This is a genomic window from Syntrophotaleaceae bacterium, from assembly GCA_041390365.1.
Taxonomy (GTDB): Bacteria; Desulfobacterota; Desulfuromonadia; order Desulfuromonadales; family Syntrophotaleaceae; genus JAWKQB01.
The window spans coordinates 885,826-902,462 of sequence record JAWKQB010000001.1 but is presented as its reverse complement, the minus strand read 5'-3'; the positions used below and the strand labels follow the sequence as shown (position 1 = coordinate 902,462).

Genomic DNA, 16,637 nt, shown 5'->3' with positions numbered 1-16,637 from the left:
GTCCCCCCGCTCCATCAAAAGAGAAAAATCAGATCAAGCGGCTTTTCCCTTGAGGTTCCTCATGATCCGCCAGCCTTTCAACAGATCGACGGCCCGGAGCAACTGGTAATCCTCTTCGATAGATCCGTCGGGAGCGATTTCTTGAGGCTCCGCTTCGGCCGGCACCTGCTTTTCAACCTCGCTTTCGCTCTCGAAATGATTCAGCAGATCTTTTTCCCGAAAAGCTTCCACCTCGTCGAGTTCCCTGAACTCCAGCGGCTTGACGGTAATATCGGGAACGATCCCCTTGGCCTGTATCGAGGTTCCATCGGGGGTAAAATAGCGGGCCGTGGTCAGACGCAGACCGGAGTCGTCGCTCAGCGGAATGATCGTCTGCACCGAACCTTTGCCAAAGCTCTGGGTGCCCATGATCACTGCCCGCCCGTTGTCCTGCAGGGCTCCGGCGACAATCTCGGAAGCGCTGGCACTGCCGCCGTTGATCAGAACCACGAGGGGATAGCCCGTCTCACTGTCCTCTTTTTGCGCAGTGAACCGCATCTGACTGCCCTCTTCCCGCCCTTCGGTATAGACGATCAGACCACCGCTCAGAAAATGGTCCGCAACCTTGACCGCCTGTTCGAGCAGCCCCCCTGGATTGTTCCTGAGATCGAGCACCAGGCCGGAGAGACTGCCGTTGTTTGCTTTTTTTATCTGGGCAAGGGCCTTGCGCAGGTCCTGGTCGGTCCTTTCCTGAAACTGCACCACCCGGATATAGCCGATGCCGGGTTCAAGGGTCCGGGACTTGATGCTCTCAACCTTGATCACCTCGCGTACCAGGGTGAACTCCTTCGGTTTGTCGAAGGCGTCCCTCATGATAGTGATCGTAACGCTGCTCCCGGCCGGTCCACGCATGAGCTTGACCGCCTCCATGATGCTCAAGTCCTTGGTAAAGCGGCCCTCGATCTTGATAATCATATCTCCGGCTTCCAGCCCGGCCAGATCGGCAGGAGTATCCTCAATCGGCGATACGATGGTCAAAACATTGTTGCGCAGTGTAATTTCGATGCCGAGCCCCCCGAACTCGCCGCTGGTGTCTATTTCCAGTTCCTTGTACATATCGGGCGGAAGAAAGGAAGAATGGGGATCCAGGGAGGCAAGCATGCCGTTGACGGCACCATGAATGAGCTCCTTCATCGGAACATCTTCCACATAGCTGCGCCGTACGATGGAAAGGACATCGGTGAAGAGACGCAGTTCCTCGTACTCGTTTTCCAACGGGTTTTGATCTGCCTGGCTCAGGGCCAGCCAGCAGGACATTAACAGGATCGGCACCAGCAAGAGGAAAGCGGGGCGCTTGATTCTCGACATAAAGATTTCTCCGGAAAACAACGAACGTCAGGAAGGCGGCTTCAGCCAGGCAAGAGGATCCAGGGGAGTTCCCCGATGTCGGATTTCGAAATAAACGCTGTCGGCGTCCTCGAAGCCTGAGTAGGCGATCGCTTCTCCCGCTTTGACTTTTTCCCCGACATTTTTCAGCAGGCGGCTGGCCTGGGCATAGAGGGTGTAGAATTTGTCGCCGTGATCGATAATGATCAGGTTGCCGTATCCTTTGAAGGGTTTGGCAAAAATAACTGTTCCATGCCAGGAGGCCAGAATAGGCCGGTTCTTGGAAGCAGCAATTTCAATGCCCTGGCAGTCGTACAGGGTTCCCGACGAAGGCAGGCGGCAGGTCCCGAAACCCACTTTCACAGCTCCATTGATCGGCCAGGGCAAATGCCCCTTCTGTCTGGCAAAAACTCCAGATTTTTCAGTATACTCGGGGACCTTTCGGCTTTCAAGCTTTTTAACCAGGGACTGCAGGCGGGCGGCCTTTTCCTTGAGCCGGGCAAGCTCGCCGCTCATTTCGGCCTGCTGGTTTTGAAGCCGCGCGAGGATTTTGGTTTTTGTTTTAAAAGCGAAATCAAGGGCTTCGCGGCCCTTTTCGAGATTGTCCAGAGCCGTTCGAGCTTTTTCCTGCAAATCGGCAAGTTCTGTCAGGCGTGTCTGCAGTTCAGCCTGATCTCTGCGGAACTGCTCCAGCAACTCCCGGTCCTGATGAACGACCCGCTTCAGAAGGTAGTACTCTTCTGCAATAAAAGAGGGGGAGTTTCCGGAGAAGAGCAGACGCAGAAGCGGGGTCTGCCCCTCCCGGTACATGGCGGAAAGGCGGTTTTTCACCATTTCGCGCCGTCGCAGGCTGTTTTCCCGGATCCCGGCGATCAGTTTCTGCTGTTTCTCGGTCTCTTGCCTCAGTCTGGAGATGGCGTCCTTTCCGACTTTTTCTTGATCCCTGAGTCCGTCCATCTCCTGTTCAAGTGAGGCCATAACCTTTTTCAGGCTCTTTTCCTCGACCTTTTTATTCTCCAGGCCCTCGGCAATTTTTTTGATTTTCTGCTGAATCTCCTCGAGATCCCCTTTGCTGTCCGCGATGCCGTAACCGGGCACCAGAACGGCCAGCAGGATGATGCCAGGCAGGGCCAGTCCCAGCCAGGAGCATCGGAAAGGAAGGAAAAAATTCCGCCAGTACATCATATCCGAACGAATTTTCTCAGAGACAGCATACTGCCGAAAAGGCCGAGCAGCATGCCTACCAGCACCAGCAGTCCCTGGTGCGGGGGGGCAAGGAACTGAATTTCGCCGCCGCCGGAAAAGAGCAGAAAAGCACCCAGCCCCTTCTGCAGAAATGCCTGATAGAGCAGAAAGGATCCACCCAGGGCGATTACGCCGCCGAGAACTCCCTGGACCGCCCCTTCCAGCAGGAAGGGGGTCTTGATAAAAATAGGGGTGGCACCGACGAGGGCCATGATTTCCAGCTCATCGCGCCGGGCATAAAGAGTGAGCTTGATGGTGTTGGCAACGATGAACAGGGCGGCAAACAGCAAAAAACCTCCGAGGGCTAATCCCGCGAGTCGTAAAAGGCCGAGAAAAGCTTCAAAGCGTTCGAGCCAGTCCTGACCGTAACTGAAATCACTGAAATCGGGGTTCTGGCGCAGACGCTGCACCACGGCCTCCACCCCCTGACGGGTCCGGTAGCCGTCTTTTAAGGAGATCTCCAGCGAGGCCGGCAGGATGGAGGCATCAAAACCGTCAAGAAGATCGGCATCGCGGGCCAGTCTTTGCTTGAAGCGGGCAAAAGCTTCGTTTCGGTCAACGAATATGACTGCCTTGACCTCCGGCATTCGCCCGATCATGGATCGCCATTCGGCAAGCCGATCGTTTTCGGGCTCTTTGTCGATATAGGCCACCACTTGAATTTCGTCACTCCAGAAATGGGCCAGTTTCTGGACATTGATCACAACAATACCGAAAAAGGCTACGATGGTGAGGGAAACGGCCACCGTGCCAATGGCGGCGGAACACAGCACCGGACTCTGCCGGATGTTCCGTGCAACTCGTCGGCTGAAATAGAGAATGTGTTCGAACATTTGGAAACCTGTCCGTAAATTCCGTTGGATAAATAATTATGTTTTCGCCTCTGCGAGTTGGGAAGCTTCTTCCTCCATGGCCAGGGTATAAACTTTAGGTTTTTCCAAATCGAAATTGCTATCGAAATCGAAATCGGGTGTTAGGCATTTCGTTTTGGCTAGGTTTTGGTATCCAAACCTAAGTCAAAAGCCAAAGGCCGATTTCGATCCCGATTTCGATTTCGATTTGGATGAAAATCTTGTCAACCCCCTTTGTAGGGGCGGCCTTTAGGAGCGATTTTACCGGCAAGCCATCGCGGCTGACGCCGCTCTCACAAGTCATATGAATTTTGCGGAACGCAATACTGGCAACCAACCCCGGCCTTTAAGGCGTATAATCGTCCACCAGTCGTCCGTCTTCCAGCACCAGAACCCTTCTTGGAAACTGCCGAATCATTTCCCGATTGTGGGTAGCCAGAAGAACAGTCGTGCCCCTGGCATTCGCCCCCTTGAAGAGGTCCATGATTTCCATGGTGACCCCGAAATCGAGATTGCCGGTCGGTTCATCGGCCAGCAGTACCAGGGGATCGACCACCAGGGCGCGGGCGATGGCAACCCTTTGCTGCTCACCGCCGGAGAGTTGCAGGGGGTAATGATGTATTTTCTTCTGCAGGCCGACATGTTTCAAGGTCTGATAAACCTTGTTGCTGATTTCGAACCGTTTCTTCCCCTGCACCTCCAGAGGAAACGCCACGTTTTCAAACAGGGTACGGCTGGTCAAAAGCTTGAAATCCTGGAACACCACGCCCAGACGCCGGCGCAAATAGGGTATTTTGGAGAAGCCCATCCGGGTGATGTTCTGGCCGTTAATCAGAATCTGCCCCCGGTTCGGTTTTTCCGCGCAATAGAGAAGTTTCAGCAGGGTCGATTTGCCGGCTCCGGAAGGGCCGGTTATGTAGACGAAATCCCCCTTGGGGATCTTAAGATTGAGGTCGTTCAGGGCAGAGGAATCTTTCTGGTAGGACTTGCAGACGTTGAAGAGCTGTATCATGACCCTTTACCATTCCTTGTAGGGAACTCCGTTCAGACCGACAAGGTCGCTACCGCTGCGCACGTCGAACACCCTACCCGGAATGGGTGTTCCTTCTTCGGTAGGTTCTGGTGCAATGATGTACCACGTTTCGCCGCTGTTGGTAAAGGGGTCACGGGGAATACCCCGCAAATATTTCTTTTCCTGAAGCTCTTCCAGGGATTCCGGATAGCGGGCGTTGTCGGCATAGAAGCTGTCAATGGCCTGCCGCATCTGGTACAGATCCTCCGCCAGCACGGCCTCGCGCGACCTTATGACGCTGCGCTGGTAGCTGGGTACGGCGATACTGGCCAGGATGCCGATGATCGTCATCACAATCAGCAATTCGATAAGGGTGAATCCGCCGGTTCTTTTCCGCATCACGTTCCTTTACCAGCTTCGATAGGGAGTACCGTCAAGCGCGGTGCGATCGCTCTGGGAGTAAACGTCGTAGATATCGCCGCCCCCCCAGCTGTAGGCATCGGGTTCGTCCTTGTAGGCCCGCAACCCCCACCCCTGTTCATATTCATCGAAGGGGTCTTGCGGAATGCGGCGAAGGTAGCGCTTTTTGAAGGGAAAAAGACCGCCCCAGTCGCTCCCCTCGACCAGATCCTCCAACTCTTCCGGGTAGCCTGTTTCATTGACCGTGGGGATAATGGTTTTTTCCTGCACCGCCTTGTCGTAATCCTTCTTGTAGTCGTCGATCGCCGTCCGCATGATTCGCAAAGCCCGGCGCAGTTCCAGCTCCTTGGTCCTCTGCACCGTCACCTCGGCCATGGGAAGAACAGCCGCGGCCAGGATGCTCATGATGCTGACCGCGACAATAAGCTCGACTAGAGTGATTCCTTCAGCGTTTTTATTGAACAGTGTTCCCGTTCGTTTCAACAGCTCTCACCTCGATGTTGGTACGGGCCGAGCCCATGGCGGAGAGGCCTCCTGCCGGATCGATGAAACTTCCTGAATCGAGTTCCACTGAAATGATCCCCGGAGCCTTGGCCCGGAAAATGACCCGGGCCAGTGTACCGCCTCCGGAAATACCGGGAGCGCCGGGCTGCCTCTGGTGTTCGATCATGATCTGCCCCTGGTGTCGATCGATTGTACTGGAAAAAAGCGTATTGACGCCATCCCGACGCAGCAGATCCCCCTCATCGATTCCTACCACCTCAAGGTGCCCGGGGGAGAAACTCAGGGTGAGAGGGGCGCCGACAAGATTTTCCTGCTGATCGATTTTGACCGAGAGGCTGAAGGAATCTCCGACAGTCACATGGTCCGGAGCTTCGAGCTCAACCTGTCCCGCAACATCCTGCATACCGGGCCGGAGCGGCAGCGGCATTCCGTTCTCGACTGCGGCCGGTACTACGGGCGGAGCCATCTGCTCATACTGCGGCTCAAAGCCTCTTGCAAAGGATTCGAAGCGTTGTCCGGCGACCAGTTCATTTTCGCCACCGGACCAGATGGTCGCCACGTCAGGTCCCGGCATGTCGACCTTGCGCACGATGTGCGGCGTGATGGACAGCAGAATTTCCCGCTTGGTCTCGTCCTTCGAACGGTGGGAGATCAGCTCTCCGATGAGCGGAATCCTGCCGATGAAAGGGATGGTCGTTTTGGTCGTATTCCTGTCATCCCGGATAAGCCCGCCGATGATGGTTCGTTCCCCGTCCTTCAGGATCAAGGAGGAGGCCGCATTGGTGGTGGAGATGGTCAGCAGGGTCGTTCCGCTTTCCTGAATAATTCGTTCGTCTATGACGTTGCTGACCTCGAGGGTCAGGTTGGTGACAACGGAACCATTGAGCTGGACAACCGGTTCGATGTCCAGTTTCACCCCGACATCCACATACTGCACATTGGTTGAAACGATGTCGCCGCTGGTACTGGTGGTGGCGATCGGCTCGCGGGTGCCGATGTGAATTTTGGCTTTTTGTTTGTTTTTTACCCGGATTTTGGGATTTGCAAGAATCTCGCTGTCGGTCAGGGTTTTGGCAAACTCGAAGGTGGCCGAAGGCAGGGTATAAAAAGATTCCAGGCTGCCGAAGCTGTCGACCAGTCTGGTCGTGCTGCCGGTCGCGGGAAGAAAGTCCTGGACAATTCCTGCTTCATTCGCCAAACCTGCACTGATGGAGTAGGTGCTCAGCCGCGGTCCCAGGTCGAGGGCATCACTATGGCTGACCTCCACCAGTTCAAGGGCGAAAACAACTTCCGAATCGGTCCGATCAGCAGCTTCGAGAATCTGCTGGGCCAGCTTGATCACGTCGGGTTTGTCGCGCATGACAATGGCGTTAAGCTCTTCGTGAACATAGATCTTGCGCAATTGAAGCATGGTCCGCAGCATGTTGATCGCCTTTTTGGCGTCGATATTCGACAGGTAAAAAACCTGTATGATCTGGTCTTCGTACTGTCTGACTTTTTCTTCCGTGCGGGGATAAAGAATGATGGTCTTGCTGTTCAGCACCCGTTTGCCAAGGTCGTTCATTTTCAGCAGAATGTCGAGGGCCTGGGCAAAGCTCGCCTTTTCCAGGAAAAGGGTCACCTGGTCGGAGGGAACGGTTTCGTCGAATATGAAATTGATGCCGGAGAGCCGGGATAGTATCGAGAAGGCTTCCCGAACAGCAACCCCCTGAAGCTTGAGGGTAATCGGCTGCTTCGAGGCCAACTCCAGTTCATAGCCGTCGAGATGGTTCAACTGCTCCTGCCGGATGGTTTTCAGCAGCTTAGCGGCCTGATCGTTTCCCGGTGCAAGTTCCAGGGCCCTTTCGAGAAGATTCTTCGCCTGAAAAAACCGGCGCTGTTGATATAAAGTTTCGGCTTCCCCGATCAGTTCTTCGGCCTTGAGCAGTTCCTGAACCCTCTTCACCTCCTGGGCTCCCGCGACCAGGCTCGGATCAAAAAAAAGAGCCTGTCGGAACTCATTAGCGGCAGCGGTCAGGTTCCCTTCAGCCAGAAGCTTCTTACCCGCTTCGAGATGAGAAAGAGCAGCCTGCGACTTGGCCTGGTGAAGCTTCATCCGCAGCTCATGATTTTTCGGGTTTTCATCAAGAGCTCTGGAAAAGACTTCGACAGCCTCCCCGTAGAGCCCCTGGGCCATCAACTCTTCCCCTTTAGCCAGGGGCTGATGGATGGCACAACCAGACAGCATCAGACTGCCCAGAATAATCACCCAGGAAAATTTCAGCAATTTATTCATTGGGAACCTCATTCCCGGAAGGAGCCGTCTCCTCCTCGATTATGTTTTCATTGCCATTGTCCAACTCATCCTCGGGATCGATCAAGCCGGGTGCCAGGGGAGATGTGGCTGCTTCCTCATCGGCTGGACCGGTTTCTGCATCTACAGGCTGCTCGGGTGGTTCCTGGAATTCTTCGGGGAATGCCTCCTGAGGCTCTTCAGGGGACATTTCCGGTTCGGCGGGGGGTTCGGGCATCGGCAGATCTTCTCCTTGCTGAGGGGCCTGAAAACCGGAAAAAGGCTGCCCCCCCTGTTGCACACCCGATTCCTGCTCAGAAAAGAACAGAGTGGTTTCCTGCCCCCCCTGCTCCCGGATAATGACACGATCCGGCCCGGCTTGCATGATACGGTACTGATTGTTTTCCCCGAACCGCTCCTCGGGGCGGACGATGAACACCTCGTTGGCCCTGCTGAGAAAGACTATCTGATCCTGGTTTTTCTGCACATAACCCAAAAGCTCAAAAGGAGGCGCAGGAGGAGGAAGATCTTGCGGGGCCGGTTCACCTCCCTCCCCTGCACCGGTACCGGGTACCGGCGGAGGAGGTGGGGGGGGTGCCGGCGGGAAAAGCGGTTCGAAGATGTTCCGTTTGACCTCTGCAGTACCGGCAACCTCAGCTTCCTGCTCGACCTGCGGAAGGCGTTTCTGCTGTCCGCCCGTCCGCGGGGCCGGTGCCTGGACCTGCTGCTGACTTGGCACAGCGGCAGCAGGCTCCCCCACCACGCGCTCCCTCCTGGGGTAGCTGCTGATGGCGTAGATCAGGGCCAGAACGAACATTCCCAGCAAAACGTAGAGAAGCTTCTTCTGTCTGTTCATCGTTTATTCGACCGGAAATAGGTGGACAGCTGCAAACCCAAAGAAACCCGATCTTCTCCCGCCTCCTCCCCGCTGAGACTCATCTTCTCCAGAACCATGATGCGGTCCGAAGTCTCGAACCCGTGAACGAATTCCTTGATCTGGGCATAGCTGCCGGTCACGGAAAAATCGAGCGTATATCGAAGCATTTCCTGCTCCTCGAGAAACTCCGGCTGGAAGCTGATCCGTTCGATATCCAGACCGGCTTCCTGTGCCAGATTGTAGATCTCCTGCAAAAAAAGGGTCAGCTCCTCTTTTGTCAGCAACAGCCGGCTGAACCGCTCTATTTCCTGCCGGCCGGCCTGATAGGAGACACCGCTTTCGCCGGGCAGGCTTCCGGCCCGCCGCTGCCGCTGCAGCTCCTGCTGCCGGGCCAGGGCCTGTCGCGCCTGTTCCACCTCGGGTGCGATCACCCAGCCGACAACCAGCCAGCCCAGGATATTGAGCAGCAACAGGGCTGCCGCCACCACCGGCCATGTCCTGTTCAGCCGCCACAGCGCGCGAAAAAAGTTTTCCCTGGGCATGCTAGAAAGCTCCCTTCAGTTCCACGCGAAAACTAACTGCCGTGCGGGTCTGGTTGTCTGCATCCCTGATCTGGATCCGATCCTGCTCCAGCAGATAAACGTCGGTAAATTGTCCCGCAGTCAGCAGGTTATTCAAAAAATCCTGAAATATCTGATGGTCACGGGCAAGAGCGGACAAGGTCAGGGCCCCGCTGCGATAATCCGGTTCGATGGTCTGCACCCGGATCCCTTCGACGGCAATATCCTCAAGCCGATTTAATAGGCTGGTCCAGCGGAAATTGTCCTGTCGCAGAACCGTTCGGGCAAAGTCGAGCTCTGTGCGAAGTCGTATCAGCTCGGCGGCGGACGGTGGCTCCTTTCCCGCCTCGCCATTACCGGATCCCTGGTGTTGCAGATTCTCCAGGTGCTCCCGGAACTGGCTTGCATAGCCGGCGAGCCGCAATCCGTTGAAGAAGAGAATGATGAGCAGGACGGAAAGGACCAGGATCACCGCCAGATAAAACCGGTAAAGTAAGCGCCGGTTGATGTAGCGGCGACTGGCCATGTTCAGGGTGAACTTCATAGGCCTCCTACATCATGCTCTCTGCTGCCCCGATGGCAGCCGCCAGATGATGACAGTGTTCCAGTTTGACTTCTGCTGCCACTTCCTGGTGCGGTTTCAAGACCACCGCCTCCCGCCCGAATATTTCGGAAATGGTCGGTGTCAGAGATTGTATGCGGGGGTCGGACCCGTGCAGAAAAACCGCTGCCCTGGCGGAGCCCGGAAACTGGTCATGGCAGGTGACCATGCTGCGATGCAGTTCCTGTATCAGGCGATCGGAACCCGGCCTCTGCTGACGACTGCGACAAAAGCGCAGACTCCCGCCCTGAAAATAGAGCATGCCGATCTCGCCGCTTTCGATGGACAAAAGCAGGAAATCGTTGCCGAAATCGAAACGGGACCTGTAAAAATTGAATAGGCTCAGGATATGGAACTGAACCGCAACAGGATTGAAACCTGCTTCTGTCAACAGCCCTTCATACTGATCGAGAACCTTAACGTCCATTATCCCGGCCAGTATCCGGGAACGCCCGGAATCGGTTCTTTCCAGGATCTGATAATCGAGCCGGATCCCGGCAGGATCCACCGGCACACGACTTTTCAGTTGCCACTTGAGAAGCTCTTCCCCTTCCCCCCTGTTGCCGAGGGCCCCCTCCACTTCAACCGGCAGAAGCATTCCGGCCCCGGCCCCCAGTGTCACGGCGATCCGCTCTTCCTGACCACCAAGGGAAGTCACCATCTCGTGCACCACAGGAACGAAGACTTCCGGCCGAAGAACGTTGGGTTCCCTCAACTCGATCCGCAGCACTCCCTGTTCAAGAGGAACGCTTCTGGCAGCGACAAGAAGGGACTGCTTTTTCATGGTCCGGCGCAGAGCGACCGCGCGCAGCCGCTCGGGACCGATATCCAGACCGAGATACAATCTCCCTTTCACAAATCCTCCGTCTGTTCGACAAAGGTCACCCGGTTGATTTCCTCCAGGGTGGTTACTCCGGCAAAAACCTTTTCCAGAGCCGCCTCCCGCAAAAATACCGTTCCGCCACGAGCGGCCGCGTCCCGCAGGCGCCCAATAGGAGCCTTGTTGATGATCAGCTCCCGGATCTCGTCGTTAAGGTCGAGCAGTTCGATGATGGCCGACCGGCCGAAATATCCCAGACCATGACATTGAGGGCACCCTTTCCCCCCATAGAATGTTTTTTCCCGGAAATGCTTCGGGTCCAGTCCGGAATCCTTCAGAGCCTGGTCATCGTATCTGATCGGAACCTTGCAGGCCGGGCACAACTTGCGCACCAGACGCTGGGCGGCGACACAGTTGAGACAGGAGACGAAGTTGTAGGGATCAAGCCCCATATGCAGAAATCGTCCAAGGACATCAAATACGTTGTTGGCATGCACGGTGGTAAACACCAGATGGCCGGTCAGAGCGGACTGAACGGATATCTGAGCGGTTTCCGGATCCCGGATCTCCCCGACCATGATCTTGTCAGGATCGTGCCGCAGTATCGAGCGAAGCCCGCGGGCAAAGGTCAACCCTTTCTTTTCGTTAACGGGCACCTGCACCACCCCTTTGACCTGGTATTCCACTGGATCTTCAATCGTAATGATCTTTTCCTGCTCGTTGTAGATTTCAGACAATGCCGCGTAAAGCGTAGTGGTTTTGCCGCTGCCGGTCGGGCCCGTAACCAGCACCATACCATAGGGTTCGCGAATGATCCTGCGGAAACGGCGCAATTCTCTCTCGTTGTAGCCGAGAGCTTCCAGGCTCAGCCCCTTAAGATCGGCGGCAATGCTCTCTTTGTCGAGAATTCGGATGACCGCGTCCTCGCCGAAACTGCTGGGGAGGATCGAGACGCGGAAATCGATCGATCGGCCTCCGACCAGAACCTTGAACCGCCCGTCCTGAGGAATGCGGCGTTCAGAGATATCCAGTTCGCTCATGACCTTGATACGGCTTATGACAGGGCTCTGGAAGTGTCCTGGCAGGGGTTCGGTGGCACGGTAGAGAACGCCGTCCACACGATATTTGATCAGCACTCCCTCCTGGCTGTTTTCGATATGGATATCGCTCGCCCGCTTGTTGATGGCATCGAACAGGGTGCTGTCGATCAGGCGGATGATGGGGCTGGTATCCGCTGTGAGCTTCTCCAGGGACAGGATTTCCTCGCCCCGGTCGGTCTCCTTGACCAGTTGCAGTTTGAGATCTTCGGAAACCTCCTTGAGGACCGTGTTGGATGTCACCTCACTGCCCTCCACCAGTTTACGGATCTTGCCGCGGGCGGCGACCCTCAGAACAAGCGGCTCCTGCACCAGAAGTTCGAGTCGGTCGAGCGTTGCGGCGTCGGTGGGATCGGCAATGGCGAACACGACGCCCTCCGGGATCCTCATCAGGGGGACAACCCCCCAGCGATCGGGCAGGTTCGCCGGCAGCAGGCTTTTCAGCTCGGGATCGGGCGAATAGCCGGTGATATCCATGTATTCGAGATCAAATTGACGGGCCAGCATGCGTGCCAGGACATCCTCATCGAACAACCCCTCGCCGACTCCGGTTTCGCCGAACCTCTCGCCGGTCAGGGTCATCCTCTGCAGCAGATAGTTGACTTGAGCGGGAGCGATCGCCCCCTCTTCCAGCAGCAGCTCACCGATCTTCTTCCACTTTTTGACCATTCCTTAATCTCCGAACTGCTTAACGTACCGTACCGGCAAGCTGAAAAATGGGGACATACATGGCAACCACCAGCACCCCGATGACCAGCCCGATGAATGCCATCATCAGGGGTTCGACCAGGGTGGTCAGGCGATCCAGGCGTCTTTCAAGCTCCTGTTCGTAATAGACGGCCACATCCTCGAGCATCTCACTGAGGGCACCCGATTTTTCCCCTACGCCGATCATACGTAAAGCGACCGGCGGGAAAAAACCGGCTTCGTCCAAAGCCTGAGACAACCTCATGCCCTCCTCTACCCGCTTGATGGAAAGGGAAGTCCGCCGCCTGAGAATCTGGTTGTTGATAACGCCGCCGGCCATGCCCAGGGCCGGAATAACAGGGATACCACTGGAAAGGGTTGTAGCCAGGGTTCGACAGAAACCTGTCAGGGCATAATCGCGAAAAAGGTGTTTCAGGAAAGGAATCTCCAGTTTTCCCCTGTCGAACCATTCTCGCCCCCTGGGTGTACCGAGAGCCTTGCGTACTCCGAAAACGACAATGACCAGAGCGACCAGCAATAAAACAAAATGGTCTTTGAGCAGATTGGCAAACCCGATCAGGACACGGGTCAGAAAAGGAAGTTCGACCCGGGCGTCGGCATAAATCTGGCTGAAGGTGGGAATCACATACAGCAGCAGGAAAAACAGCACCAGAGTCGCCGCAAACAGCAAAAACATGGGATAAAAGGACGCATTCCGAACCTTGCTCTTGATCCTTTCGGTTCTTTGCTGGTAGGCGATGTATCGACCGATCGTGACCGGTAGATCGCCTGACCTCTCACCGGATCGCAGAGACGCCACAAAAAGGGCGGGGAAATAGCGGGGGAATTTTCCGAAAGCTTCCGAAAGGGTCGCCCCCCCTTTGACCTCCTGCCTGATTTCCTGAAGGACTCCGCGGACGGCTCTTGACTCCATCTGCTCGGAAACCGTATCAAGCACATCGAGGATCGGCAGGCCGGAACTCAGAAGCACCAGGAATTCCTGGTTGAAGGCGAGAAACTGTCTTCCGGACCAGCGCCCCCCACTGCCCAAGCCCAACCAGGACGCAGAAAGCCTCTTGCGAATGCTGAAGACATGCATTCCCTGGGCTTCGAGGCTATCCCGAAGAGCATCCCTGCTGAAGGCGTCTATTTCCTTCTCGACAACCCTTCCGTCGGGGAGACCGATTTTACATTGGAAACTGGGCATGATGGATCAATAATACCATAGACTTGGCGTTTTATTAAGAGGTTCAAAAATCCGCTTCTCTCCAAAGACAAAAAGGCGACCCTGGAAAAGGATCGCCTTGCGTTTGAATGGCGGGGCTGACGGGACTCGAACCCGCGACCTCCGGCGTGACAGGCCGGCGTTGTAACCGACTCTACTACAGCCCCATAAAGAAACGAATAGGAAACCGTCCATAGTCAAGTGAAAAGCTTGCCAGGGTAGACTATTTGCAGTTTCCTATTTGTTCTGACCGATTCTGTTGCCTTCGAAACGGAAGAATCAGTTGATAGAATCTTTGAGAGCTTTTCCCGCCTTGAACTTAGGAGTCTTGGAAGCAGGAATTTCAATTTTCTTGCCGGTCTGCGGATTCTGGCCGGTACGAGCGGCGCGTTCTCCGACGCTGAAAGTGCCAAAACCCACCAGGGCCACTTTGTCTCCGGCCTGCAGAGCCTCGGTCACCACATCGATGAAGGATTTCAGAGCCTTCTCGGAGTCAGCTTTGCTCAAACCTGCTTTTTCTGCCATTGCATTTACAAGATCGGCTTTAGTCACAATATACCTCCATAAAATGGGAATTAACAAGCTCTGCGGAAAACGCGATACTTATATCAGAGTTACAAAAAGAGTGTCAAGCAATTATTTTCCCGCAGAGCCGGGTTTTTACGGCCTTTGCGGCCCGTGCCCACCTCTCAGTGGCGAAGAGGATCATCCGCGGCGATACCCAGATCATCCTTTCCCCGCATCGGGGGCAAAGGCGCTGGAATCTTGAGCGCTTCTTCCATGACCTGATCCATGTGATAAACCGGTACGATTTCCAGAGCATCACGAATCGCCGGCGGAACCTCCTCCAGGTGCTTTTGGTTGTCCTTGGGAATCAGAACCCGCCGGATTCCGGCCCGCCGGGCCGCCAGCAACTTCTCCTTGAGGCCGCCGATGCCCAGCACCCGTCCCCGAAGGGTAATTTCTCCGGTCATGGCCAGATCCCTGTCGATGGATTGCCCGGTCAGGGCAGATGCCAGTGCCGTCGCCATGGTAATGCCGGCGGAAGGGCCGTCTTTGGGGATGGCCCCTTCGGGGACATGAATATGGATGTCGACTTTGTGATAAAACTCCTTATCGAGACCCAGTTCCCGCCATCGCGAACGAACATAGCTCAGGGCCGCTTTGGCGGATTCCTGCATGACATCACCGAGTTTGCCGGTCACCGTCAATTTCCCGTTCCCCGGCAGTACAGACACTTCGATGGTGAGAAGCTCCCCGCCGACCTCGGTCCAGGCCAGTCCGGTTGCAAGTCCCACCCCGCTTTCGTCTTCCTTGGTGCCATACTCGTACCGGGGCACGCCCAGGTGCTCCTTGATGTTCGGTTTGTCGATGTGGAAACGCATCTGCTTGTCCGGCGATTTGACCAGAATCCGGGCCAGCTTGCGGCAGATATTGGCTATCTCCCGCTCCAGGTTCCTGACACCCGCCTCCCGCGTGTAGCAGCGGATGATCTCCAGAATGGCTTCATCGGAAAATTCAACCTGATCGGCCGCAAACCCGTGAGCCGACAGTTGTTTGGGAACCAGATATTTCCGGACGATATTCAGCTTCTCATCCTCCGTGTACCCCTCGATGCGGATGACTTCCATACGATCGAGCAGAGGCCGGGAAATGGAGTACAGACTGTTGGCGGTAGCGACAAACAACACATGGGACAGATCATAGTCGACCTCGAGATAATGGTCGACGAAGGTGGCGTTCTGTTCGGAATCGAGCACTTCGAGCAGGGCCGAGGAGGGATCGCCCCGGAAATCGCTGCTGATTTTGTCGATCTCATCGAGAAGAATAACCGGATTGCGCACCTCGACCTTGCGCATCCCCTGAATGATCTTGCCGGGCATGGCCCCGATATAGGTCCTGCGGTGACCTCTGATTTCGGCTTCGTCGCGCAATCCTCCAAGGGAGATGCGGGCAAATTTCCTGCCCAGGGCACGGGCAATGGACCGCCCCAGGGAGGTTTTCCCCACCCCTGGCGGCCCGACCAGGCAGAGAATGGGACCCTTTATCTTCTTGACCAGAGCCTGGACAGCCAGATACTCGAGGATACGCTCCTTGACTCTTTCCAGGCCATAATGATCCTCTTCCAGTATTCTCTCGGCGCGGGAAAGATCCCGACGATCCTTGGTGCCTTTATTCCAGGGAAGTTCAACCAGCCAGTCGATATAGTTGCGCACTACCGTGGCCTCTGCCGAGGAGGGCGACATCATCTTCAGCTTGCGCAACTCCCCGAGGGCCTTCTGGGCAACCAGAGTTGGCATCTTTTTTTCAGCGATGGCCTCCTCGAGCTGCTGCAGTTCGGTGCTGAATTCATCGTGCTCGCCGAGTTCCTTCTGGATGGCGCGCATCTGCTCGTTGAGATAATACTCCTTCTGGCTGCGCTCCATCTGCCCTTTGACCCGGTTGCGGATCTTTTTTTCAATCTGCAGAATCTCGACCTCTCGCGCCAGCAGGCCGATGATGTCCTCCAGCCGTTTGACCGGATCGGCCTCGGCCAGAATGACATGTTTTTCCCCGACCCTGATGTTCAGATGGGCGATCACCGTGTCGCTCAGCCTGGAGGGCTCGACGGCGGCGGTCACAGAGGAGGCGACCTCTGCCGGGACCTTCTTGCTCAGATTGACATAAGTCTCGAAGAGATCGGCCATGCTGCGGCTCAAGGCTTCGATCTCTGCATTGGGCTCAACCGACAGATCCACCAGCAGAGCGACTTCGGCAAGAAAGGAATCGTCTTCGCTGATCAGATTTTCGATGCGGGCCCGACCTTTCCCTTCGACCAGAACCTTGATGGTCCCATCCGGCAATTTCAGCAGCTGCAGAATCTGGCCCAGGGTCCCGACATCGTAGAGATCTTCCCCGGTCGGTTCGTCAACCTGCGGGTCCTTCTGGGTCGCCAGGAATATCTTTTTGTCGCCATCCATCGCCATTTCCAAGGCGCGGATCGACTTGGCCCTGGCAACGAACAGGGGGGTAACCATATGAGGGAAAATGACTATATCGCGCAGAGGCAGAAGCGGAACTACGCTTCTGCCTCCTTCACTTTCTAGTATATTCATCGATTT

15 protein-coding genes and 1 tRNA gene are annotated in these 16,637 nt (G+C 55.8%); all 16 read right to left on the bottom strand.

Features of this window, described 5'->3' with window-relative positions; genetic code table 11:
- Positions 1-33: 33 nt before the first annotated feature.
- The 16 genes from R2940_04270 to lon all read right to left on the bottom strand — a co-directional run bounded on the left by R2940_04270 (position 34) and on the right by lon (position 16,631).
- Positions 34-1,347, bottom strand: a complete 1,314-nt coding sequence (locus tag R2940_04270; protein MEZ4598986.1) for a S41 family peptidase — start codon at positions 1,345-1,347, stop codon at positions 34-36.
- Between the two features lie 27 nt (positions 1,348-1,374).
- Positions 1,375-2,550 (bottom strand): peptidoglycan DD-metalloendopeptidase family protein, encoded by a 1,176-nt coding sequence (locus tag R2940_04265; GenBank protein MEZ4598985.1) that lies wholly within the window; start codon positions 2,548-2,550, stop codon positions 1,375-1,377.
- The gene (ftsX, locus tag R2940_04260; GenBank protein MEZ4598984.1) at positions 2,547-3,443 is read right to left on the bottom strand and encodes a permease-like cell division protein FtsX; all 897 of its coding nucleotides are present in this window, start codon (positions 3,441-3,443) and stop codon (positions 2,547-2,549) included. Before ftsX ends, R2940_04265 begins: the two co-directional genes overlap by 4 nt.
- A 364-nt stretch (positions 3,444-3,807) precedes the next feature.
- The gene (gene ftsE / locus R2940_04255) at positions 3,808-4,473 is read right to left on the bottom strand and encodes a cell division ATP-binding protein FtsE (GenBank protein MEZ4598983.1); all 666 of its coding nucleotides are present in this window, start codon (positions 4,471-4,473) and stop codon (positions 3,808-3,810) included.
- A gap of 6 nt (positions 4,474-4,479) precedes the next feature.
- A complete protein-coding gene (locus tag R2940_04250) occupies positions 4,480-4,872 on the bottom strand; it encodes a prepilin-type N-terminal cleavage/methylation domain-containing protein (GenBank protein ID MEZ4598982.1) in 393 nt (130 codons plus the stop codon).
- A gap of 9 nt (positions 4,873-4,881) precedes the next feature.
- Positions 4,882-5,376, bottom strand: coding sequence for a type II secretion system protein (locus tag R2940_04245; GenBank protein MEZ4598981.1), 495 nt, complete (start codon positions 5,374-5,376; stop codon positions 4,882-4,884).
- Positions 5,348-7,672, bottom strand: coding sequence for a cohesin domain-containing protein (locus R2940_04240; GenBank protein ID MEZ4598980.1), 2,325 nt, complete (start codon positions 7,670-7,672; stop codon positions 5,348-5,350). The genes R2940_04245 and R2940_04240 overlap by 29 nt, the downstream gene beginning before the upstream one ends.
- Positions 7,665-8,525, bottom strand: coding sequence for a hypothetical protein (locus R2940_04235; GenBank protein MEZ4598979.1), 861 nt, complete (start codon positions 8,523-8,525; stop codon positions 7,665-7,667). The genes R2940_04240 and R2940_04235 overlap by 8 nt, the downstream gene beginning before the upstream one ends.
- The gene (gene pilO, locus R2940_04230) at positions 8,522-9,088 is read right to left on the bottom strand and encodes a type 4a pilus biogenesis protein PilO (GenBank protein MEZ4598978.1); all 567 of its coding nucleotides are present in this window, start codon (positions 9,086-9,088) and stop codon (positions 8,522-8,524) included. Before pilO ends, R2940_04235 begins: the two co-directional genes overlap by 4 nt.
- Before the next feature lies 1 nt (position 9,089).
- Positions 9,090-9,650: a hypothetical protein gene (locus tag R2940_04225; GenBank protein MEZ4598977.1), complete on the bottom strand. Its 561-nt coding sequence runs from the start codon at positions 9,648-9,650 to the stop codon at positions 9,090-9,092.
- 7 nt (positions 9,651-9,657) lie between these two features.
- The gene (locus R2940_04220) at positions 9,658-10,563 is read right to left on the bottom strand and encodes a hypothetical protein (protein MEZ4598976.1); all 906 of its coding nucleotides are present in this window, start codon (positions 10,561-10,563) and stop codon (positions 9,658-9,660) included.
- Positions 10,560-12,293 (bottom strand): ATPase, T2SS/T4P/T4SS family, encoded by a 1,734-nt coding sequence (locus tag R2940_04215; GenBank protein ID MEZ4598975.1) that lies wholly within the window; start codon positions 12,291-12,293, stop codon positions 10,560-10,562. The genes R2940_04220 and R2940_04215 overlap by 4 nt, the downstream gene beginning before the upstream one ends.
- A gap of 19 nt (positions 12,294-12,312) precedes the next feature.
- Positions 12,313-13,518, bottom strand: a complete 1,206-nt coding sequence (locus tag R2940_04210) for a type II secretion system F family protein (GenBank protein MEZ4598974.1) — start codon at positions 13,516-13,518, stop codon at positions 12,313-12,315.
- A gap of 108 nt (positions 13,519-13,626) precedes the next feature.
- Positions 13,627-13,703: transfer RNA gene (locus R2940_04205), tRNA-Asp, on the bottom strand.
- A gap of 112 nt (positions 13,704-13,815) precedes the next feature.
- Entirely contained in the window at positions 13,816-14,088 is a 273-nt protein-coding gene (locus R2940_04200) for an HU family DNA-binding protein (GenBank protein ID MEZ4598973.1), read from the bottom strand.
- 137 nt (positions 14,089-14,225) lie between these two features.
- On the bottom strand, positions 14,226-16,631 hold the full coding sequence (gene lon / locus R2940_04195; GenBank protein ID MEZ4598972.1) for an endopeptidase La: 2,406 nt from the start codon (positions 16,629-16,631) through the stop codon (positions 14,226-14,228).
- Positions 16,632-16,637 lie beyond the last annotated feature (6 nt).

What these genes read in the sequence shown, in the direction of transcription:
- R2940_04270 (MEZ4598986.1), bottom strand. Translation starts at nt 1,347, where the DNA reads ATGTCGAGAATCAAGCGCCCCGCTTTCCTCTTGCTGGTGCCGATCCTG.
- R2940_04265 (MEZ4598985.1), bottom strand. Translation starts at nt 2,550, where the DNA reads ATGATGTACTGGCGGAATTTTTTCCTTCCTTTCCGATGCTCCTGGCTG.
- ftsX (MEZ4598984.1), bottom strand. Translation starts at nt 3,443, where the DNA reads ATGTTCGAACACATTCTCTATTTCAGCCGACGAGTTGCACGGAACATC.
- ftsE (MEZ4598983.1), bottom strand. Translation starts at nt 4,473, where the DNA reads ATGATACAGCTCTTCAACGTCTGCAAGTCCTACCAGAAAGATTCCTCT.
- R2940_04250 (MEZ4598982.1), bottom strand. Translation starts at nt 4,872, where the DNA reads ATGCGGAAAAGAACCGGCGGATTCACCCTTATCGAATTGCTGATTGTG.
- R2940_04240 (MEZ4598980.1), bottom strand. Translation starts at nt 7,672, where the DNA reads ATGAATAAATTGCTGAAATTTTCCTGGGTGATTATTCTGGGCAGTCTG.
- R2940_04235 (MEZ4598979.1), bottom strand. Translation starts at nt 8,525, where the DNA reads ATGAACAGACAGAAGAAGCTTCTCTACGTTTTGCTGGGAATGTTCGTT.
- pilO (MEZ4598978.1), bottom strand. Translation starts at nt 9,088, where the DNA reads ATGCCCAGGGAAAACTTTTTTCGCGCGCTGTGGCGGCTGAACAGGACA.
- R2940_04225 (MEZ4598977.1), bottom strand. Translation starts at nt 9,650, where the DNA reads ATGAAGTTCACCCTGAACATGGCCAGTCGCCGCTACATCAACCGGCGC.
- R2940_04215 (MEZ4598975.1), bottom strand. Translation starts at nt 12,293, where the DNA reads ATGGTCAAAAAGTGGAAGAAGATCGGTGAGCTGCTGCTGGAAGAGGGG.
- R2940_04210 (MEZ4598974.1), bottom strand. Translation starts at nt 13,518, where the DNA reads ATGCCCAGTTTCCAATGTAAAATCGGTCTCCCCGACGGAAGGGTTGTC.
- lon (MEZ4598972.1), bottom strand. Translation starts at nt 16,631, where the DNA reads ATGAATATACTAGAAAGTGAAGGAGGCAGAAGCGTAGTTCCGCTTCTG.